This window comes from Duganella sp. 1224 (assembly GCF_013408245.1).
Lineage (GTDB): Bacteria > Pseudomonadota > Gammaproteobacteria > Burkholderiales > Burkholderiaceae_D > Rugamonas.
On the sequence record NZ_JACBYS010000007.1, the window covers coordinates 199,024 to 219,937 of the forward strand.

General features: G+C 64.8%; 19 protein-coding genes and 1 tRNA gene. 5 read left to right on the top strand and 15 right to left on the bottom strand.

What is annotated here, in order from left to right; translation table 11 throughout:
- Positions 1–44: 44 nt before the first annotated feature.
- Positions 45–1,136 carry a redox-regulated ATPase YchF gene (ychF, locus tag FHW58_RS23600; RefSeq protein ID WP_179675629.1) on the bottom strand — a complete coding sequence of 364 codons (1,092 nt, stop codon included), beginning with the start codon at positions 1,134–1,136 and terminating at the stop codon, positions 45–47.
- Positions 1,137–1,280: 144 nt separating this feature from the next.
- Here ychF and FHW58_RS23605 point away from each other — a divergent pair, with 144 nt between their 5' ends.
- On the top strand, positions 1,281–1,718 hold the full coding sequence (locus tag FHW58_RS23605) for a thioesterase family protein (protein ID WP_229265474.1): 438 nt from the start codon (positions 1,281–1,283) through the stop codon (positions 1,716–1,718).
- A gap of 76 nt (positions 1,719–1,794) precedes the next feature.
- Complete coding sequence (locus FHW58_RS23610; RefSeq protein WP_179675630.1) at positions 1,795–3,609, top strand: DUF885 family protein; 1,815 nt, start codon at positions 1,795–1,797, stop codon at positions 3,607–3,609.
- A gap of 15 nt (positions 3,610–3,624) precedes the next feature.
- Here the strand turns inward: FHW58_RS23610 and FHW58_RS23615 are convergent, their stop codons facing one another.
- The 8 genes from FHW58_RS23615 to FHW58_RS23650 form a co-directional block, all read right to left on the bottom strand.
- Positions 3,625–4,893, bottom strand: a complete 1,269-nt coding sequence (locus FHW58_RS23615; RefSeq protein WP_179675631.1) for an amidohydrolase — start codon at positions 4,891–4,893, stop codon at positions 3,625–3,627.
- 9 nt (positions 4,894–4,902) lie between these two features.
- Entirely contained in the window at positions 4,903–5,484 is a 582-nt protein-coding gene (pth, locus tag FHW58_RS23620) for an aminoacyl-tRNA hydrolase (RefSeq protein ID WP_179675632.1), read from the bottom strand.
- A 165-nt stretch (positions 5,485–5,649) separates the two neighbouring features.
- Entirely contained in the window at positions 5,650–6,240 is a 591-nt protein-coding gene (locus tag FHW58_RS23625) for a 50S ribosomal protein L25/general stress protein Ctc (RefSeq protein WP_179675633.1), read from the bottom strand.
- A 134-nt stretch (positions 6,241–6,374) separates the two neighbouring features.
- The gene (locus FHW58_RS23630; protein WP_179675634.1) at positions 6,375–7,325 is read right to left on the bottom strand and encodes a ribose-phosphate pyrophosphokinase; all 951 of its coding nucleotides are present in this window, start codon (positions 7,323–7,325) and stop codon (positions 6,375–6,377) included.
- A 150-nt stretch (positions 7,326–7,475) separates the two neighbouring features.
- Positions 7,476–7,552 (bottom strand) — tRNA-Gln (locus FHW58_RS23635).
- 76 nt (positions 7,553–7,628) lie between these two features.
- Entirely contained in the window at positions 7,629–8,498 is an 870-nt protein-coding gene (gene ispE / locus FHW58_RS23640; RefSeq protein WP_179675635.1) for a 4-(cytidine 5'-diphospho)-2-C-methyl-D-erythritol kinase, read from the bottom strand.
- A gap of 9 nt (positions 8,499–8,507) precedes the next feature.
- Positions 8,508–9,107, bottom strand: coding sequence for an outer membrane lipoprotein LolB (locus FHW58_RS23645; RefSeq protein WP_179675636.1), 600 nt, complete (start codon positions 9,105–9,107; stop codon positions 8,508–8,510).
- Complete coding sequence (locus FHW58_RS23650; protein ID WP_179675637.1) at positions 9,108–10,907, bottom strand: tetratricopeptide repeat protein; 1,800 nt, start codon at positions 10,905–10,907, stop codon at positions 9,108–9,110.
- Between the two features lie 123 nt (positions 10,908–11,030).
- On the opposite strand from FHW58_RS23650, the gene mutM reads away from it, so the two are divergent.
- Genes mutM through mutY form a run of 3 tightly spaced genes read left to right on the top strand, consistent with a single transcriptional unit; the run spans position 11,031 to position 14,950 of the window.
- Positions 11,031–11,864 (top strand): bifunctional DNA-formamidopyrimidine glycosylase/DNA-(apurinic or apyrimidinic site) lyase, encoded by an 834-nt coding sequence (mutM, locus tag FHW58_RS23655; protein WP_179675638.1) that lies wholly within the window; start codon positions 11,031–11,033, stop codon positions 11,862–11,864.
- A gap of 13 nt (positions 11,865–11,877) precedes the next feature.
- Positions 11,878–13,806 (top strand): dynamin family protein, encoded by a 1,929-nt coding sequence (locus tag FHW58_RS23660; RefSeq protein ID WP_179675706.1) that lies wholly within the window; start codon positions 11,878–11,880, stop codon positions 13,804–13,806.
- Positions 13,807–13,819: 13 nt separating this feature from the next.
- A complete protein-coding gene (mutY, locus tag FHW58_RS23665) occupies positions 13,820–14,950 on the top strand; it encodes an A/G-specific adenine glycosylase (RefSeq protein ID WP_179675639.1) in 1,131 nt (376 codons plus the stop codon).
- Here the strand turns inward: mutY and FHW58_RS23670 are convergent.
- From FHW58_RS23670 to FHW58_RS23695, 6 genes are all read right to left on the bottom strand, one after another.
- Positions 14,947–15,198, bottom strand: a complete 252-nt coding sequence (locus FHW58_RS23670) for a hypothetical protein (protein WP_179675640.1) — start codon at positions 15,196–15,198, stop codon at positions 14,947–14,949. The two genes, mutY and FHW58_RS23670, sit on opposite strands and share 4 nt — an antisense overlap.
- An 88-nt stretch (positions 15,199–15,286) precedes the next feature.
- Positions 15,287–15,550, bottom strand: a complete 264-nt coding sequence (locus tag FHW58_RS23675) for a hypothetical protein (RefSeq protein WP_179675641.1) — start codon at positions 15,548–15,550, stop codon at positions 15,287–15,289.
- Between the two features lie 9 nt (positions 15,551–15,559).
- Positions 15,560–15,841 carry a hypothetical protein gene (locus FHW58_RS23680; protein ID WP_179675642.1) on the bottom strand — a complete coding sequence of 94 codons (282 nt, stop codon included), beginning with the start codon at positions 15,839–15,841 and terminating at the stop codon, positions 15,560–15,562.
- A 90-nt stretch (positions 15,842–15,931) separates the two neighbouring features.
- On the bottom strand, positions 15,932–17,068 hold the full coding sequence (locus FHW58_RS23685; protein WP_179675643.1) for a deoxyguanosinetriphosphate triphosphohydrolase: 1,137 nt from the start codon (positions 17,066–17,068) through the stop codon (positions 15,932–15,934).
- An 11-nt stretch (positions 17,069–17,079) separates the two neighbouring features.
- Positions 17,080–18,723, bottom strand: coding sequence for a bifunctional shikimate kinase/3-dehydroquinate synthase AroKB (gene aroKB / locus FHW58_RS23690; protein WP_179675644.1), 1,644 nt, complete (start codon positions 18,721–18,723; stop codon positions 17,080–17,082).
- A 13-nt stretch (positions 18,724–18,736) separates the two neighbouring features.
- Entirely contained in the window at positions 18,737–20,908 is a 2,172-nt protein-coding gene (locus tag FHW58_RS23695) for an Ig-like domain-containing protein (protein WP_179675645.1), read from the bottom strand.
- Between the last annotated feature and the right edge of the window lie 6 nt (positions 20,909–20,914).

Consider the following 20,914-nt stretch of genomic DNA (forward strand, 5'->3'; position numbering starts at 1 on the left):
GGGTTCCGGCCTACGCCGGAACGACATGCTTCACTGAAGTGTTTTTACACGTTGAACAGGAAGTTCAGCACGTCGCCATCCTTGACCACGTACTCCTTGCCCTCGGCGCGCATTTTGCCAGCTTCCTTGGCGCCGGCCTCGCCCTTGTACTGGATGTAATCGTCGTAGGCGATGGTCTGCGCGCGGATGAAGCCGCGTTCGAAGTCGGTGTGGATCACGCCGGCCGCTTGTGGCGCCGTGTCGCCGATGTGGATGGTCCAGGCGCGCACTTCCTTCACGCCGGCGGTGAAGTAGGTTTGCAGACCCAGCAGCTTGTAGCCGGCGCGGATCAGGCGGTCCAGGCCCGGCTCTTCCATGCCCATGTCGGCCAGGAAGGCGGCCTTGTCGGCGTCGTCCAGGTCGGCGATCTCGGCCTCGATGGCCGCGCAGATGGCCACGATCGGCGCGTTCTGGGTGGCGGCGTAGGCGGTCAGCTGGTCCAGCAGCGGGTTGTTGGTGAAGCCGTTTTCCGCGACGTTGGCCACGTACATGGCCGGCTTGGCAGTGATCAGGCACAGCGGCTTGATCAGCAGCATCTCGGCCTCGTCCAGGCCCAGCGAGCGCACCGGCTTGGCTTCGTTCAGGTGCGGCACCAGGCGCTCCATCAGCGCCACCAGCTTGATCGCGTCCTTGTCGCCCGAGCGGGCTTTCTTCTGCTCGCGGTGGATGGCTTTTTCCACGGTGCCGAGGTCGGCCAGCGCCAGCTCGGTCTGGATCACCTCGATGTCGTCCAGCGGGCTGACCTTGCCGGCCACGTGGATCACGTTCTCATCCTCGAAGCAGCGCACCACGTTGACGATGGCGTCGGTTTCGCGGATGTGCGACAGGAACTGGTTGCCCAGTCCCTCGCCCTGCGACGCGCCCGCCACCAGGCCGGCGATGTCGACGAATTCGACAATGGCGTTGACCAGGCGCTCCGGCTTGACGATCTCGGCCAGCTTGGCCATGCGCGGGTCCGGCACTTCGACCACGCCAACGTTCGGCTCGATGGTGCAGAACGGATAGTTCTCGGCCGGGATGCCGGCCTTGGTCAGGGCGTTGAACAGGGTGGACTTGCCGACGTTAGGCAAGCCGACGATGCCGCATTGGAGACTCATGAAAAACCTTTAAATATCAATATGGCCGGCAAGCGGCTGGTGAAAACGGCCGCGGGGGGCGTTTTTGGGTATTCTTGCTGTTTACAGCGTTCAAGGGTCCATTGTACCTCCCTTGCCCAGACTCTTCAAAAAACAGGAGACAGCATGACGGTGCGCGACGCCGGGCGGGACCAGTTCCGCCACTTCCTCACCATCCCGACCCGGTGGATGGATAACGACATCTATGGCCATGTGAACAATGTTGTCTATTACTCGTACTTTGATACGGCGGTGAACCAGTTCCTGATCGCGGCGGGCGTGCTGGACATCCACAACGGCGAGGTGGTGGGGTTTGTGGTCGACAGCGGCTGCGCCTACTTCGCGCCGATCGCGTTTCCGGACACGGTCCACGCCGGCATCCGCGTGGCCAAGCTGGGCAACTCCAGCGTGCGCTACGAGATCGCCCTGTACCGCAACACCGATCCCCTGCCGGCCGCCGCCGGCCACTTCGTCCACGTCTACGTCGAACGCGCCGGCAACCGCCCGGTGCCGATTCCCGATGCCGTGCGCAAGGTGCTTTCCGCCCTGGTCATCAGGCCATGACATCCCGGCAAGCTGATGTTGCAGATGACTTGTTTGGTGCTAGACTCTTTCGCCATCACATCTTTCAGGAAAATTTATGTCTCGTCTGCGTACTTCGGTTCTGATTGCCAGCCTGATGCTGGCGGGTGCTCACACGTTGCCGGTGCAGGCGAAGGCGCCGGTGGCGGCGGCCAAGGCCGGGCAGGCGCAGAAGCAGCTGGCGAAGATCGCGGCGGCCTTCCACACGGCCCGCTGCAAGTTCGATCCGCTGCTGTTTGCCACCGCCAACGGCGACAGCCGCTACGATGACCAGCTCGGCCTGGCGATTTCGCCGAAGGTGCGCGCGGCGCAGTTCACGCTGTACCGCACGATGCAGAAACAGCTGATGGCGGTGCACCGCGACCAGCTCGGCGCGCAGGATCAGCTGACCTACGATCTGCTGACCTATGAGCTGAACAACGCGATGCAGATGGAGTCCTTCCCCGAGCATCTGCTGCCGCTGAACCAGTTCGACAACGTGCCGAGCACGCTGGCCAATTATGCCGGCGGCACCGGTTCGCAGCCGCTGCAAACGGTCAAGCAATACCAGGCCTACCTGAGCCGGCTGAACCAGCTGCCGGGATGGATCGACCAGGCCATCGCCAACATGAAGGAAGGCATGCGCAGCGGCCTGGTGCAGCCGAAGGCGATCACGGTTGCCATGCTGCCGCAATTCCAGAACCTGCGCGCGGCCACGCCGGAAACCAGCGTCTATTATTCGCCGGTGACGCGCTTCCCGGCCTCGTTCTCGGACGCCGAGAAAAAGCAACTGACCGCCGGCTACCTGAAGGCGGTGGACAAGGGCATCGCGCCGGCGCTGACGCGCCTGGTCAACTTCCTGCAGAACGAATACCTGCCGGCCAGCCGCGCCAGCACCGGCTGGAGCGCGCTGCCGAACGGCGCCGCCTGGTACGCGGCCCACATCAAGGACAGCACCAACCTGCCGTTGTCGGCCGACGAGGTGCATGCGCTGGGCCTGAAGGAAGTGGCGCGTATCCAGCAGCAACTGACCGTGCTGGGCCCCAAGCTGGGCTTCGACGGTCCCGAGAAACAGCTGCCGCAGTGGGTCGGCGCGCAGACCAAGTACAACATCTTCACCACCGACGAGCAGGTGCTGGACGCGTACCGCGCCATCTATGCGCAAGTGCAGGCCAAGCTGCCCACCTACTTCAGCCTGATCCCGAAAGCCAAGCTGGAGCTGCATCTCGAGCCCGAGCTGACCCGTGCCACCGCTTCCGACCATTACACGCCGCCGGCGGCCGACGGCTCGCATCCGGGCGTGTTCTGGCCGGTGGTCAACGATCCGAAGAAGTACAGCCGTGTCGACATGGTCAGCCTGTTCCTGCATGAGGGCGTGCCGGGCCACCACCTGCATGCGGCCTTGCTGAAAGAGTTGGACCTGCCGGACTTCCGCAAGTTCAGTACCGAAAATCAGAACAGCGCCGCCTATACCGAGGGCTGGGCCTTGTATTCGGAAACGCTGGGCAAGGAGATGGGCCTGTACGATGACCCGGTGGCCTACTACGGCCACTTGAACGCGGAGATGCTGCGCGCCGCGCGGCTGGTGGTGGACACCGGCATGCACGCCAAGGGCTGGACCCGCGAGCAGGCGATTGCCTATCTGGCCGATACGCTGGGCTGGCCGGAGGCGCGTGCCCGCAATCAGGTCGAGCGTTACATGGTGTGGCCGGCGCAGGCGTTGAGCTACAAGATCGGTTCGCTGAAGATTCTGGAACTGCGCGCGCGGGCGCAGCAGGCGCTGGGCGACAAGTTCAGCTACCAGAAATTCCACGAAGTCGTGATCGGCGATGGCACCTTGCCGCTGCCGATTCTGGAGCAGCGCGTCGACCGCTGGATTTCTAGCGCCAGATAACCGCGCGGCGCCAGCTTAAGGCTTGGCGGCTGCTGCGCTCATCACGTTCAGCACCGCCAACGTCATCGCCTGAGCAGCGGTCTTGATCGACGGTTCCGGCACCGGCGCGTAGTACGGCGAGTGGTTGAAGGCGACCGGCTTGCCGCCCTTGTCGGCCGCCGCCACGTCTTGCGGAGCGTACACGCCGGTGAAGAAGAACATGCCCGGCACGCCCTGGTTGACGTACTGCGAGAAATCCTCGCTGGCCGTCATGGCCGGCATGCGCGAGACGTTGGCGTCGCCGAAGGCTTGCTTCAGCACGCCCTCGGTGCGCGTCACCAGCGCGTCGTTGTTGTCGATGGCGAGGCCGCCCGGAATCAGTTGCACGTCCGGCGCCGGCGCGTCGGCCATGGCCGCCGAGGCATTGGCGACGCGGCGTACGCCGGCCAGGAGCTTTTCGCGCACCGCCGGGCTGTAGCTGCGGATGGTGCCGCGCACCCTCACCGTGTCCGGAATGATGTTGCCGACCGTGCCGCCGTTGATGGCGCCGATCGTCACCACGCCGAATTCCTTCGGATCCTTTTCGCGGCTGATGACGGTCTGCACGTCGACCACGAAGCGCGCGGCGATGGTGATCGGGTCCAGCGCCTTGTCCGGCGCCGAACCGTGGCCGCCCCGGCCCTTGAAGGTGATCTCGATCGCATCGGAATTGGAGGACACCGCGCCGCTGTTGTAACCGATGGTGCCGTAGGCCAGCGGCCACGAGTGCAGCGCGAAGGCGTAATCGGGCTTGCCGCCGAAGCGCTGGAACAGGCCGTCATCCAGCATGGCCTTGGCGCCGGACACGGTTTCCTCGGCCGGCTGGCCGATGAACATCAGCGTGCCCTTCCACTGCGATTTGAGCGCCACCAGCGCGCGCGCGGCGCCCAGCCACGCGGTCATGTGGACGTCGTGGCCGCAACTGTGCGCGGCGCCGTTCTTGCTGGCATACGGCAGGCCGGATTTTTCGTCCATCGGCAGGCCGTCCAGCTCGGTGCGCACCAGCACCATCGGGCCGGCGCCGTTCTTGTAGATGGCCACCACGCCGGTCTTGCCGACCTTTTCCGTGACCTCAAAGCCGATCTTGCGCATTTCCGCGGCCAGCCTGGCGGCCGTGCGCTCCTCCTGGAAGGCGATCTCGGGATGCGCGTGCAAGTCCTTGTAGATCGCCTCCAGTTGCGGATACATGCCGTTGATGAGGGTGCCGGCGTCCTGCGCGTGGGCGGCCGCAGCGGCCAGCAGTGCAACGATCGGTATGCGTTTCATCGGATCCTTTCAGTCGGTGTGCAGCTTCATGGTGGCGTTGGGGAACTCCCCTTTGACGATTTGCGGCATGACCAGCAGCGATTTGTCGATGGCGCGTTCGATCAGGTCCTGGTCCTCGCGGCGCGGGCGGTGCAGCACGAAGTCGGCCACCTGCTGCGCCAGGTTCAAGGTGCGCGGATGGCCGATGCCCAGGCGCAGCCGCCAGTAGTCCTGCGTGCCGAGCGCGGCGGTGATGTCCTTCAGGCCGTTGTGGCCGCCCGAGGAGCCGCCTTTTTTCAGGCGGGCGATGCCGGGCATCAGGTCCAGCTCGTCGTGGACGACCAGCACCTCGTCGGCGGTGATCTTGAAGAAGCGGCACAGCGCGCCGACCGACTGGCCGGAGCGGTTCATATAGGTCAGCGGCTCCAGCAGATAGACTTCCTGGCCGGCGATGCTGGCCTTGGCGAACATGGCGTTGTACTTGCTCTCGCGCTGCAGGCGCGCGCCGCAGTCGTTGGCAAGGTTGTCGACCAGCCAGAAGCCGGCGTTGTGGCGGGTTTGTTCGTATTCTGGCCCCGGATTGCCGAGGCCAACGATGAGACGGATGGGCATGGGAATGCAGTCAAATAAACAGCATTATCGCAAACTTTTACCCCGCACTGCGGCCCCAAGGGGTCTGACCCCGTACGGGGTCAGACCCCAGCCTCTGGTTGGGGGTAGACGCACTCAAAAAAAAACCCGCCAGAGGCGGGTTTCTTCGTCAGAGAGCGAAATCTCTTATTCAGCGGCAGCGGCGTCAGCCGATACCTGGCCAGCTGGCACCGACGCGGTGGCGATGGTCAGGTTGTTGCCGTGGGTAACAGCGGTCACGCCTTTTGGCAGTGCCAGGTCGGCAACGTGCACCGAGTGGCCAACGTCCACGTTGGTCAGGTCAACGGTGATGAACTCTGGCAGGTCGCCTGGCAGGCATTCGATTTCCAGTTCGTTGGCCACGTGGCTGATGGTTGCGCCGTGCAGTTTCACCGCTGGCGATACGTCAGCGTTGACGAAGTGCAGGGCCACTTTGGCGTGCAGCTTCTTGTTGGCGTCGACGCGCTGGAAGTCAGCGTGCAGAACCAGTTGCTTGAATGCGTGCATCTGGAAGTCGCGCAGCAGCACTTTCTCTGCCTTGCCGTCGATTTCCAGGTCCAGGATCGACGAGTGGAACGCTTCTTTTTTCAGAGCGTGGAACAGGGCGTTGTGGTCCAGGGCGATCGCTACCGGGGCTTCGGTGCCACCGTAGATGATGCCAGGGGTCTGGCCCGAATTGCGCAGGCGGCGGCTCGCTCCGGAACCCTGCAGTTCGCGTTTGAAGGCTACTACTTTCATGTGATACTCCAATAAATAACAGGACTTGCGTCCCGTGTTAGGAAGCGCCCCGCGACCAGGCGCGCTTCGGGAAAAACGGCGCGCCCGGCAAAAACCGGGCGCGCCGCCTGAAAAAACGGTGTGTCGCCGACTGCTTAGTCGACGAACAGGGAGATCACGGAATCGCCCTTGATGATGCGCTTGAACGTCTCTGCCAGCAGCGGTGCGCAGGTCAGTTGACGGATCTTGGTGCACTGCTTGGCCGCTTCCGACAGCGGAATGGTGTCGGTCACCACCAGTTCGTCCAGCGACGAGCTGTTGATGCGGTCGATCGCCGGGCCGGACAGCACAGCGTGGGTGCAATACGCCACCACTTTCTTGGCGCCGCGCTCTTTCAGCACTTCAGCGGCCTTGACCAGGGTGCCGGCGGTGTCGACCATGTCGTCCATGATCACGCAGTTGCGGCCTTCGACGTCACCGATGATGTTCATCACTTCGGACACGTTGGCTTTCGGACGGCGCTTGTCGATGATGGCCAGGTCGCAGCCCAGGCGTTTCGCCAGCGCGCGCGCGCGGACCACGCCGCCGACGTCCGGCGACACGACCAGCAGGTCTTCATTGTGTTTCTTTTGCAGGTCACCCAGCAGGATAGGCGATGCGTAAATATTGTCCACCGGGATGTCGAAGAAGCCCTGGATCTGGTCCGCGTGCAGGTCCATGATCAGGACGCGCTCGACGCCGGCTTCCTCCAGCATGTTGGCCACGACTTTGGCCGAGATGGCCACGCGCGCCGAACGCGGGCGGCGGTCTTGACGGGCATAACCAAAGTAAGGAATCGCGGCGGTGATACGGCCAGCCGATGCACGTTTCAGAGCGTCAACCATCAGGATCAGTTCCATCAGGTTGTCGTTGGTTGGCGCGCAGGTCGATTGCAGAACGAAGACGTCTTTACCGCGGACGTTTTCGTTGATTTCAACCATGACTTCGCCGTCCGAGAATTTCGAAACGTTCGCTTTACCGAGGGGGATGCCGAGATTTTTTGCGACTCCCTCTGCCAACGCAGGATTAGCGTTGCCGGTAAAAACCATCAGGTTTTCGTAAGCCATTGGGATTCCAGAGAAGTTGTAGAAGATTCTTTGAAGAGCTCGCGCAAGCGGCGCGACACTGAACTAAAAGGAATGAGGCGCATCGTGCGCCTCACTTTTTGCTCTATCTGGCCGGAGACTAGTGCCTCGACGGTTCCAGATACAAACGAATGGCAGGGGAACAAGGATTCGAACCTTGGTATGCCGGAATCAAAATCCGGTGCCTTAACCAGCTTGGCGATTCCCCTACGCAACTGACTGCTCGTCGTTACAGGCCGATATTATACAGCCTTTTTTACGCTTCGCAAAATCTTTTTTGCCGCCTCACAACTTCGCGGTGAACATCGGATGCCGTTGCAGCGCTTTGGCTTTCCAGGCCTTCCACTTCGTCGGCACTTTTGCAAGTACCGCGTCGGCGTCCGCCTCGGTTGCTACCGCACTGAACACACATGCACCGGAGCCAGTCATCCTGGCATCACCGACAGCCCCGAGCCATTCTACCGCTTCTGCTACCGGCGGGAATAACTTCGTTGCTACCTGTTGCAAGTCGTTCCTTCCAAACCCCGCTGTTATGGAGTGGCTGGAAAAGTCCGCTATATTAACCAGCGGCGTGTTCCTTGTCAATTGTTCCGAGCCAAAAATTGCGGCGGTCGGCACCATGACGCCCGGCTCGATAACCACATACCAACATTCCGGCGTCGCCACCGGCTGCAGCGCCTCCCCCACGCCCTCGGCAAACGCGTTGTCGCCAAAGAGGAAAAACGGGATGTCGGCGCCCAGCGGCAGGCCCAGGTCCATCAGCTCCTGCTTGCTCAGGCCGGCGTTCCACAGCCGGTTCAGCGCCAGCAGCGTGGTGGCCGCGTCGGACGAGCCGCCGCCGACGCCGCCGCCCATCGGCAGCACCTTGTCGATGGCGATGTCGACGCCGCGCGGCAGGCTGCCGCTGCGGCGCAGCACCTCGGCCTGCAGCAGCTTCGCGGCGCGGATGATCAGGTCACTCTCCTCCGGCACGCCGGGCAGGTCGGTCACGCGGCGCAGCGCGCTGTCGTCGCGCAGCGTGAAGTGCAGCGTGTCGCCGTGGTCGATCAGCTGGAACACGGTCTGCAGCAGGTGATAGCCGTCGGCGCGGCGGCCGGTCACGTGCAGGAACAGATTGAGTTTGGCCGGCGCCGGGCAGTTTTTCAGTTCGTTCATGCCGGCATTTTACTGGTCGGACGCGGCGATGACGATGCGGATATTCACATCCTCCACCGCCTCGCCCAGCGTCAGGCGGGTGACGTCGATGCGCTTGGGCCGGGGCACGGCGGCTTTCTCGTCCTGCCAGTCGATGTACTCCAGCTTCCAGCCATCGCGCGTGACGACGGTGTCGTTGGCCGGCGAGGCCACGAACGGCTTGCCGTTGCTGTCGGTGGCGTGGCCCTGCAGCCACTCGCGCAGGCCGGACACCGGCAGCGTCCAGCCGAGGATTTGCCGGGTCAGCGTGTCGACGTCGGGCGCGCTCTGCGCCTGCTTGCCGCTTTCCGTCAGCGTGGCCAGGCGCGGCGTGACCTTGATCACCGCCACCGTCTGCCCGGTCGGCGAAATCAGCGTGATGCTGGTGTTGTCCTTGTCCTGCTGCCAGTCGTAATTGACGGTCGACGATTCCTTCTTGCCGTCGTGGCTGTAGTTGATGCTGAGGCGGCCATTCAGCTCGATCTTGTCGCTGTACGGCGCGACCACGGCGGTGGAACGCGGGCCGGAGGTGGTGGCGCAGCCGGCCAAGGCGGCCGACAGGGCGGCGGCCATCAGGAGGTGTCGTATCATTTATATGCTTTGGTTAAGGCGCGCCAGTGTGCTCTTCAGCGCGTCGTTTTTCGGATCCTTGGCCTGGGCTTCCTTCCACAGCTTCTGCGCGCCGGCCACATCGCCCTTGGCGAACAGCACTTCGCCCAGGTGCACGGCGATTTCCGGATCGGCGCGCAGCGCGTAGGCGCGGCGCAGGAAGGATTCGGCCTCGTTCAGGTTGCCCATGCGGTACTGCACCCAGCCCATGCTGTCCATGATGAACGGATCGCCGGGCGCCATCTGCATCGCCTTGTCGATCAGCGCGTAGGCTTCCGGCAGGCGCTCGTTGCGCTCGGCCAGCGAATAGCCCAGCGCGTTGTAGGCGTGCTGGTTATCGGGCGCGGCGATCATCACCTGGCGCAGGGCTTTTTCCATCAGCTCGGTGTTGCCCAGCTTTTCCGCCACCAGCGCGAAGTCGTACAGCAGGTCGGGATTGTCCGGATAGCGCTTGAGGGCGTTTTCCAGCACCTGGTAGGCGGCGCGGTGGTCGCCGGCGTCGCGCAGCAGCTGGGCGTCGGTCTGGAACACCTGGGCCTGGTCGTTGGGATCGGCCGGCGTCAGCTCGGCCAGCTGCTTGCGGGCGCCGTCGACGTCGCCCTTGCGGGCGGTCAGCACCGCCATCTTCAGGCGCGCGGCGAGATAGATTTTGGCGTCGCCGCTGTCGACCTTCTCCAGCCAGTTGTAGGCCGCGTCCAGGTCGCCGCGTTGCTCGGCGATCTGCGACAGGATCACCAGCGCCTTGGACGGGTCGCGCTCGTCGTTCGGATGCTCGCCCAGCACGGTGACGAAGCGGGTGAAATACTTTTCCGCGTCCGGCAGGTTGTCGGCCTGGGTCGACATCACGCCCAGCGCGTACAGCGTGGCAATGTTGTCCGGCTGGTCTTTCAGCAGGATCAGGAACTGCTTGCGCGCCTCGTCGAACTGCTTGTTGTCGACCAGGATGCGGGCGTAGGCGGCGCGCACCTCGGTGGCTTTCGGGTACTTGTCGAGGAAGCCGGTCAGCAGCTTGATGGCCGCGTCGATGTCGCCCGACACCTGGGCGTTGGTCAGAATGGCCAGTTCCGAATCGGGCTTGATGGCCAGCGCCCTGGCCGACTCGGCGCGGGCGCGCGCCAGATCGTTGAGGCCGAACGCGCTTTGCGACAGGATCAGGTGGGCTTCCAGCGTGTCGTCGTACGGCAGCAGCACGCGCTCCTGCAGCGCGAAGGCGGCAGCCTTGTCCTTGGCGCGCAGCAGGTATTGCTGCATCTGGAACATCACCAGCGGCCGCGCGGCCGGCTGGGCTTTTTTCAGCCGTTCCTCGAACACCGCCTCGGCCTCGCCCAGGTCGTCGCCGGCAACGGCGAAGCCGAGGAAGAATTGCGCCGCCTCGTCCGAGTCCGGCGCCAGGCTGCGCCACAGGCGGATGGCCGACATGGCCTCGCCGTTCTGCTTGGCGGTCAGCGCCATTTCGGCGGCGCGGCGCGCCAGGCGCGGGTCGCGGGTCTGCTGCGCCAGCGCCATCATCGTGATGTACGGGCCCTGCCACTGGCCTTTCTTGAATTCCAGCTCGGCCTTGGTGATGCGGTACAGCAGGTCGCCCGTCAGTTCGTTATTCGGCAGCACTTCCGGCGGCGGCGCCGGCGTGTCGGCGACGGCGGGCTCGGCCGCTTCCGGCGCGGCCGCCTCGGCAGGCTTGGCGGGCTGCGGCGCGGCGGCGGGCTCGTCCTGCTTGGTTGGCGCGACAGCACACGCCGACAGCAAGGCAGACAGGGTTACAATGGCGAAAGCGTTTTTCAAGGGCAGATCCTGGTCAGCAAAGTACGGTCAGATTTTACGCCGATCGCAACACGGGCGGAGTTTGACTAGTGTAACCAAATATTCCGCTACGGCCAGCATTGCCCCCTCACCCAGACGAGACAGATGCCAGAATTACCAGAAGTCGAAGTTACCCGGCGCGGCGTCGCGCCCCATATCGAAGACCGCGTGGTGCGCCAGGTGGTGCTGCGCCGCGATGGCCTGCGCTGGCCCTTCCCGGCCGCGCTGCCGCAGCTGCTGGCCGGCCGCAAGGTGCTCAAGACCGGGCGCCGCGGCAAGTATTTGCTGATCCATTTCGAGCATGGCACGCTGATCATCCACCTCGGCATGTCCGGCCACCTGCGCATCATGCCGCCAGGCATCGAACCGGAGAAGCACGATCACTTCGATTTGCAGGTCGAGGGCCCGGACGGCCCGCAGGTGCTGCGCATGAAGGATCCGCGCCGCTTCGGCGCGGTGCTGTGGCACGACGCCGCCGATGGCGAGTTGGAACACCACGAGCTGCTGCGCGAACTGGGCGTGGAGCCGCTGGAAGCGGGCTTCAGCGGCAAATTGCTGTACGATCAGACCCGACAGCGCAGCGCGCCGGTCAAGCAGGTGCTGCTGGCCGGCGATATCGTGGTCGGCGTCGGCAATATTTATGCATCGGAAAGCTTGTTCCGTGCCGGCATCAATCCCAAGACGCCGGCCAGGCGCATCAGCCTGGCGCGCTACGAGAAGCTGGCGCAGGTGGTGCGCGAGGTGCTGGCCGAGGCCATCGTCCAGGGCGGCAGCACGCTGCGCGACTTTATCGCGGTGAACGGCCAGTCCGGGTATTTCCAGCAGACGTATTTCGTCTATGATCGGGCGGGAGTGCCGTGCCGCGTGTGCGCGGCGCCGATACGCCAGATCAAGCAGGGCCAGCGTTCCACGTTCTATTGTGTGAATTGCCAAAAATAAGGGCAGACAGATGATGGTCAGGGATTTCGAACAGTACAGCGCCTGGCGCCAAGGCGTGGTCACCGCGCTGAAGAATTACCAGGCGTGGCTGGCTGGCGCGTCCCTGACCGACGCCGCCACCGACCAGCGCATCGTGCGCACACTGGCGCGGCTGGCGGACGACAAGCTGTCGGTGGCGTTTGTGGCCGAATTCTCGCGCGGCAAATCGGAACTGATCAACGCCATCTTCTTTGCCGAGTACGGCCAGCGGATTTTACCGTCGGCGGCCGGCCGCACCACCATGTGCCCGACCGAGCTGCTGTGGGACCCCAGCCTGGCGCCGTCGATCCGCCTGCTGCCGATCGAGACGCGCGCCGACAACCTGTCCACCAGCGACTACCGCGAGCAGCCGGCCGCGTGGACCGTGCTGCCGCTCAACCTGGACGCCGGCGCCGAGATGCACGAGGCCTTCAAGCAGGTCAGCAAGACGCGCTACGTGCCGGTGGAGGAAGCCAAGCGCTACGGCCTGTACGACGAGGACGACCCCGACATGCCGGCCACGCTGGACGACCGCGGCAACGTCGAAATCTCGCTGTGGCGCCACGCCATCATCAACTTCCCGCACCCGCTGCTCAAGCAGGGGCTGGTGATCCTGGACACGCCGGGCCTGAACGCCATCGGCACCGAGCCGGAGCTGACGCTGAACCTGATTCCGAACGCGCACGCGGTGCTGTTCATCCTGGCCGCCGACACCGGCGTGACCAAGAGCGACATCGAAGTCTGGCGCAACCACATCGGCGCCGGCGCCGGCCGGCTGGTGGTGCTGAACAAGATCGATTCCATGTGGGACGAGCTGCGCAGCGAGGACGATGTCAACGCCGAGATCGCACGCCAGCAGGATCACGTGGCGCACATGCTGTCGCTGGAGCCGCGCCAGGTGTTTCCGGTGTCGGCGCAGAAGGCACTGGTGGGCAAGATCAACCACGACGTCGCGCTGCAGGCGCGCAGCCGCCTGCACGCGCTGGAGGGCGCGCTGTTCAACGAGCTGATACCGGCCAAGAAGGACATCGTGCGCAAGCAGTTGGCCGAGGAGTTGCAGGCGCTGAACACGGCGCAGCTGGGCATGCTGAACGCGCGCAGCCGCGGCATCGTCGAGCAGTTGCACGAACTGCGCAGCCTGCGCGGCAAGAACCAGAGCGTGATCGCCCACATGATGCGGCGCATCGACGTGGAAAAGAAAGAGTTCGACGCCAGCTTGTTCAAGCTGCAGGCCACGCGCGCGGTGTTCACCCGGCTGTCGACCGAGCTGTACACCTGCATGGGCATGGACATCGTCCGCGACGACATTGAACTGGTGCGCGAAGAGATGCAGCGCAGCCGCTTCTTCACCGGCGTGCGCGAGGCGGTGCGCGGCTACTTCGAGCGCACCCGCGCCAATCTCGACGCGGCCGAGCGCAAGACGCTGGAGATCAGCGAGATGATGGGCGTGATGTACCGCCGCTTCTCGACCGAGCACGGACTGACGCTGGCGCTGCCGATGCCGTTTTCGCTGGAGCGCTACCGCGAGGAGCTCGCCAGCATCGAGGCGATTTATTACAAGACCTTTGGCACGGCCACGCTGATCACCACCAGCCGCGTGACGTTGATGGAGAAATTCTTCGACACCATCGCCTCGCGCGTGCGCGGCTGCTTCCGCTCGGCCAACAACGATGCCGAGGCCTGGCTGAAGGTGATCATGGCGCCGCTGGAGGCGCAGATCCGCCAGCACAAGGATCAGCTGAAACACCGGCTGGGCTCGATCCAGCGCATCCACGATGCGACCGACAGCCTGGAACAGAAGATTGACGCATTCGAGCGCGGCCAGCAGGAGCTGGAGGCGCAACGGGTGCGACTGAATGAACTGGCGGACGCGATCGGCGTCGCCATCAACGCGGAATTTGTGGCGCTGGATGCCGCCGCCTGAACCTGGGAACAGAATGAAAGTTGTAGCAGTAGAGAATTTTGCGGATTCCGGCTTTTCGGCCGATCTGATCGGCTGGCAAAAAGTCCATGGGCGCCATGCGCTGCCCTGGCAAAACACCCGCGATGCGTATCGGATCTGGCTGTCGGAAATCATGTTGCAGCAGACGCAGGTGTCGGCGGTGCTGGGGTATTACGCGCGCTTCCTGGCGCGCTTCCCTACCCTGCGCGACCTGGCGGCGGCGCCGGTCGAGGAGGTGATGGCGCAGTGGAGCGGCCTGGGCTACTACACGCGGGCGCGCAATCTGCACAAGTGCGCGCAGCGGGTGGTGGCGGAGTATGACGGCGTGTTCCCGTCCGACCCGGTGTTGCTGGCCGAGCTGCCAGGCATCGGTCGTTCGACGGCGGCGGCCATCGCGGCGTTTTCCAGCGGCCGGCGCGCCGCCATTATGGACGGCAACGTCAAGCGCGTGTTTGCGCGGGTGTTCGGCATCGACACCTATCCGGGCGAGAAGAAGACCGAGGAAGCGATGTGGCGACGCGCCGAGGCGCTGTTGCCGGAGGAAGGCATCGAATCGTACACGCAGGGCTTGATGGACATGGGCGCGACCTTGTGCACGCGCAGCAGTCCGTCGTGCGAGCGTTGCCCGATGCAGGTGCGCTGCGTGGCGTTCAATACCGGCCGCACCAAGGATCTGCCGGTGCGCAAGCCGAAGAAGACGACGCCGGAAAAGCATGCGGTGATGCTGGCGATCGTCGACAAGGGTCAGGTGCTGCTGGAGCAGCGGCCGCCGACCGGCATCTGGGGCGGGCTGCTGTCGCTGCCTGAATTGGACGGCCACGTGGCGACCGAGGATGACGAAGCGCCGGCAGAGGATCACGACGCCATGTCGCTGGCGGTGAGCAGGTTTGGCGAGATGGAATCGTACCAGCGCCTGTCGACGGTGACGCATGTATTCACCCACTACAAGCTGCACATCGCACCGTACCGCGTGACGCTGACGCGGCTGCTGCCGCTGGCGGCCCAGTCCAACCACGTGTGGCTGGACGCCGCCCACATCGCCGACGCCGCCCTGCCGGCGCCGATCAAGAAGCTGTTGCTGGAACTGCTGGGCGACAGCCGCGACGCGCAGCAACGCATGTTCTAGAGATATTTGATCACGGCCACCACCAGCGCGGCAACGCTCAGTTGCGACGCAAACATCCACTTCAACAAGGTGGCTGTTTGCCGGTCTATCCTGGCTTCGACCTGGGCGAACTTTGTGTCGACCTGAGCGAAGCCGACACGGAGCTCCGTTCGCAGGTCGGCAAACTCGTCCCTGCGGACATAGTTGGACTGCATCACAGCGACATCCGTTTCCAATCTGCCGACCCGCTCGCTAATTTGTTCATTCATGATGTCCCCCTCTGATCGCGCGAGCCCAGCGGCATCGATGCGTTGGCGCGGCTCCCCGCGACCGCTGCAGCGCGTGGCAACACATGTTCTAGAGATATTTGATCGCAGCGATAAACAACCCTGCCACACTCAGTTGCGAAGCAAGCATCCACTTAAGCAAGGTTGCTGTTTGGCGGTCTATTCTGCCGTTTGATTCTTCGCGCAGCATGTCGATCTTGGCCGCCGTTGTCGCAAAGCCGACGCACATTTCGGTGCGCAAGTCGGCAAACTCGTCCCGCCGCACGTAGTTGGACTGAATGACAGCAACATCGGTTTCCAATGTGCCGACCCGCTCGCTGATTTGCTCATTCATGGCACACCTCTAGGAAAGATAACGGGCGATCGCCAGCGAGATGGAGGCGTTGGCCAGGATGATCGCGACGAACCATTTCACAAGCCGCGTTTCCATGGCGGACATGCGCGCCTCAAGTCTGGCGATCTCGGTGTGGGTGTGAGCGATCGCGACGTGCGTATTCGCGATTTCGACATGGATGCTCGCGATGGCGGTATGCACTTTGCCAAACTGCACGGCCACCTCTTCCCGAAACGCCATCAGCTCGACCTTGGTGGCGCAGTACTTTTCGATGTGTTCTTGCAGCTCCATGGCGGCTCCCGGCGAAGTGCGGCGTGCACTTCCATCATCGGCCGCGCAAGCGCTCGGGTCAAGCTGAACGCTTGCGGTGCTTGAGGCGGATCAGAGTTCGTCCAGCGAGAACAGCCGGCGGTGTTCGCGGATCGCGTAGCGGTCGGTCATGCCGGCGATGTAGTCGGCAATCTTGCGCGCCTGCTTGTTCACGTCGCCCGACTTGTCCTGGTAATCCGGCGGCAGCAGCACCGGCTCGGCCATGAAGGCCTCGAACAACTCGCGCACGATGCGGCTGGCCTTGACCCGCATGCGGTTGACCTTGTAGTGGCGGTACAGATTGGCGTGCAGGAAGCGCTTGAGCTCGGTCGCATCCTTGCGCATGCCCTCCGAAAAACGGATCAGCGGCGGCGACCGGCGCACGTCGTCGATTGACTGCGGCGCGGCCTCGGCAATGCGCGCGCTGGAGGTGACGATCAGGTCGTCCGCCAGCGCCGTGATCAGCCGGCGCAGGGTCTCGTAAATCGCGCGCCGGCCGGACAGGCCCGGAAACGCCTGCTGCACGTCGCGCCACAGCCGGGCAAAGAAATCCACCTGCTCCAGCTGGCTGATCGAAATCAGGCCCGAGCGCAGGCCATCGTCGATGTCATGGCTGTTGTAGGCGATCTCATCGGCGAGGTTGGTCAGCTGCGCCTCCAGCGACGGCTGGGTGCGGTCGATGAAGCGTTGCGCCACCGGCCCCAGCAATTTCGCATTGTTCAGCGAGCAGTGCTTGAGGATGCCCTCGCGCGTTTCAAACATCAGGTTGAGGCCGTCGTAAGCGCCGTAGTGCTCTTCCAGCTCGTCCACCACGCGCAGGCTCTGCAGGTTGTGCTCGAAGCCGCCGTAGTCGTGCATGCATTCGTTGAGCACGTCCTGGCCGACGTGGCCGAACGGCGTGTGGCCGAGGTCGTGCGCCAGCGCAATCGCCTCCACCAGGTCCTCGTTCAGGCGCAGGTTGCGCGCCAGCGAGCGGCCGATCTGCGCCACCTCCAGGCTGTGCGTCAGGCGCGTGCGGAACAGGTCGCCCTCATGGTTGAGGAACACCTGGGTCTTGTACTCCAGCCGGCGGAAGGCCGACGAGTGGATGATGCGGTCGCGGTCGCGCTGGAACTGGCTGCGCGAGGCGTGCGCCGTCTCCGGGTAGCGGCGGCCGACGCCGCCCTCGGAATGGGCGGCGTACGGCGCGAGGTAGTCTTCCGGCTGCATGACGAGGCTCCTCAGACGCAGGCGGCCAGCGTGGCCAGCAGCAACTCGCGCGGCGCGGTGGTGATCTTCGACGCGCCCAGCGGATGCATCAGGATGAACTTGATGTCGCCGCCCTCGTTCTTCTTGTCGACCGCCATCGCCTCCAGCCATTGGTCCACGCCCAGGTCCGGCGCTTTGACCGGCAGGCCGGCCGCCGCCACCAGCTGGCGCACGCGCGCCACCGTGGCCGCGTCGATCAGGCCCATGCGCTGCGACAGATCGGCCGCCATCACCATGCCGCAGCCGACCGCCTCGCCGTGCAGCCAGACGCCGTAGCCCATGCCGGCCTCGATCGCGTGGCCGAAGGTATGGCCGAAATTCAGGATGGCGCGCAGGCCGCCCTCGCGCTCGTCCTGGCGCACCACGTCGGCCTTGATTTCGCACGAGCGGGCGATGGCGTAGGCCAGCGCGCCCTTGTCGCGCGCCACCAGCTTGCCGATGTTGGCCTCGATCCACTCGAAGAACGCCAGGTCGATCACGGCGCCGTACTTGATCACTTCCGCCAGGCCGGCCGCCAGCTCGCGCGCCGGCAGCGTCTCCAGCGTGGCGGTATCGGCGATCACCGCGCGCGGCTGGTAGAAGGCGCCGATCATATTCTTGCCCAGCGGGTGGTTGATGCCGGTCTTGCCGCCGACCGACGAATCCACCTGCGACAGCAAGGTCGTCGGCACCTGGATGAAATCGACGCCGCGCATGTAGCTGGCGGCCGCGTAGCCGGTCAGGTCGCCGATGACGCCGCCGCCAAGGGCGATCAGCGTGGTCTTGCGGTCGGCCTTGTTCTGCAGCAGCGCGTCGAAGATCTGCATCAGGCTGGACCAGTTCTTGTGCTCCTCGCCATCCGGCAGGATCACCGTCGTCACCTGTTTGCCGGCGGCGCGCAGGCCGGTTTCGATGCGCTCCAGGTATAGCGGCGCCACGGTGGTGTTGCTGACGATGGCCACCTTGCCGCCGTGCACGTGGCGCGCCAGCAGCGCGCTGTCGTTCAGCAGCGCCGGGCCGATGGCGATCGGGTAGCTGCGCTCGCCCAGTTCTACGTTTAACAGGATGTTGGATTGTTCGTTCATCGATGGTTCGGCTTGGGTGACGCAGTCGGGCGCGGCCTGGCAGGCCATGGTGTCCAACTGCGTCAGGATGGTCTGGACCATCGATTGTACGTTAGGTCGGCCGGTATCGATGATCAAATCGGCAATTTCCGTGTACAAAGGATCACGGACCGCCATCAATTCTTCGAGTTTCTTGCGCGGATCGGCGGTTTGCAGCAGCGGCCGGTTCTTGTCGTGCGCGGTGCGCTGCAGGATGCTGTTGACGGTGGCGCGCAGGTAGACCACGGTGCCGCGCGCCTTCAGCAGGGCGCGGCTGTCGGCGTTGAGGATGGCGCCGCCGCCGGTGGCCAGCACCAGGCCGTCCTGGCCGCACAGTTCGCGGATGACGTCGGCCTCGCGGCGGCGGAACGCGGCCTCGCCCTCGATTTCAAAGATCCACGGAATCGAGGCGCCGGTGCGCGCCTCGATTTCGTGATCGGAATCAACAAACTTCAGTCCCAGCTTGCGGGCCAGGATGCGGCCGATGGTGGTTTTTCCTGCCCCCATCAGGCCGACTAGAAACACATTTTGCATGCACGATCCAGATTTATAACGGGTTACTGCACGTCGTCGACACCCCGTAAGGACTGGTCGCGCCGGGCGGGCGGACGGTTTGTGAAGAATAATCGCCGCTCAATCCTATCAAGTGTACCAGAGAGGTGTAGCGCGACTCCGTGCCTTGGGTGCTGCCCTGGATGATCAGATTGACGTCCAGCCAGTACACGCGGTCGCGCGGGTACACCAGCGACACGGTGGCGCGGCCGGTGCTGTCGGTGGTCACGGTGGGCGTGACGGTGACCGGAATGCCCGGATCGAGCACGCCGTTGCCGTTGGCGTCCTCGCCCGGATCGAGGATGCCGTTGTTGTTGACATCCTCGTTGGCGCAGGCGGTGCGGGTGACCGGCTCCCACGGGCCGGTCGGCAGCGTGTAGCCCAGCGCGCCCTTGTAGTAGGTGGTCGGCAGCACCGCCGCCGTCAGCTTGACGCCGGACACCGCGTTGCCGGCGGCGTCGGTGACGATCACCGCGTAGTCCATCTGGTAGGTGGTGGTGCTCGGTGTGCCCACGGTGTTGCCGGTGCCGGCGCTGATGAACAGCGACTTCTGCGCCACCGTCAGCGTGGCGCTGGCGGCGGCGTTGGAGCCGCCCACCAGGCGCGCCTGGATGCGCACGCCGTCCTTGGCGCTGACCGAACTGCCGGAGATGAAACTGGTGGTGGCCGAGCCGTCGGCGCCGGTGGTGACCACCGACGGTTCGGTCAGCCTGCCGCCGCTCGGGTCGCTCAGAATGGAAAACGCCACCGTGGCGTTCTTGACCAGGTTGTTCTGGGCGGTGCCGTCGCGCACCACGGCGCGCAGCGTGGCCTGCTCGCTGGTGGCGCCGGCGGTGTTGGTGCCGATGGTGGCCGGATCGATCTGCAGCGTGATGGTCGACGAGCCGGTCACCGGCGCGTAGAACTCCAGCGTGGTCTGGGTGGTCTGGCCGCCGGCGTTGGCGGTCAGCGTGGCCACGCCGGGGCCGGTGGCGTTGACGTAGGCGCTGGCGGCGCCGCCCGACAGCGCCAGCGCGCCGCTCAGCGGCACGGTGCAGCTGGCGTTGCTGTAGACGGTGCCGCGCGAGCTGCTGATGGTCACGCTGGCGCCCGGCGCGCTGGTCACCGCCACCTGCTGGCAACCGCCGATCGGCGCGCTGGCCTCGACGTTGCCGGCGCCGTCCAGCACGCGCACGGCGAAGGTCGACGAATTGATGGCGATGCCGGCCGAGGCCAGCTCGCCCATGGCCTTGACGGTGATGACGTCGGCGCTGCCGCCGCTGGCCGCGTAGCTCAGCACCAGCTGGCCGGCCGAGTTGGTGACGGCCGCGCCGCCGCCCTTGACGGTCAGCGTGTTGGCGTTGGCACTGTAGCTGACCGCCTTGCCGACCAGCGGATTGCCGGCCGAGTCGACCAGCTTGACCGTGACGTCGGCGCTGGCGCCGACGCTGATGGTGGGCGCGGCGCTGATGGTCAGCACATTGCCGCTGACGCGCACCACGATCGGCGTGGCGCTGGCGCCGGTCACGCTGGCGCTGACGGTGATGTCGCGCGAGGTGGCGTCGCCGCCGATGCCCAGCGTGCCGGTGACCACGCCCTGGGCGTTGGTGACCGGGTTGCTGACGGTCAGGCTGCCGGAATCCGATTTGAGGTTGACGGTCACGTTCGGCACGACGTTGTTGTTGGCGTCGCGCACCAAGGCGGTGACGTTGACGGCCTTGGTGCCGCCGGACGGCAGCGTGCCCGAGTCGGCGCTCAGCGTCACGCTCGGCACGGCGTTGACCACCTGCACCGTGATGGTGTTGGACCTGGCGCTGCCGGCGCTGGCGCTGATGGTGATGGTGCGCAGCGACGGGTCGCCCTTGACGCTGAGCTTTTCAACCACCTGGCCGGCGGTGTTGGTGACGCGGTTGGTGCTGGTGATGGTGCCCGAGCTGGCGTTGAAGCTGACCGTCTCGTTCGGCAGCGCGTTGCCGCCGCTGTCCTTGACGATGGCGGTCAGCGTGACCTCGGTGCCGTCCAGGCCGGACGAGGCGATGGTGGTAGCGTCCGCCGTCAGCGTCACGCTGGCGGCCCTGGACGGCGCCACGCCGTTGCTGTTGCTGCCGGGCGACCCGCCGCCGCCGCCGCAGGCGGCCAGCAGGCCGGCGCAGGCAAGCGAGGTCAGCCATCCTGTGATTTTTTTCATGAACAC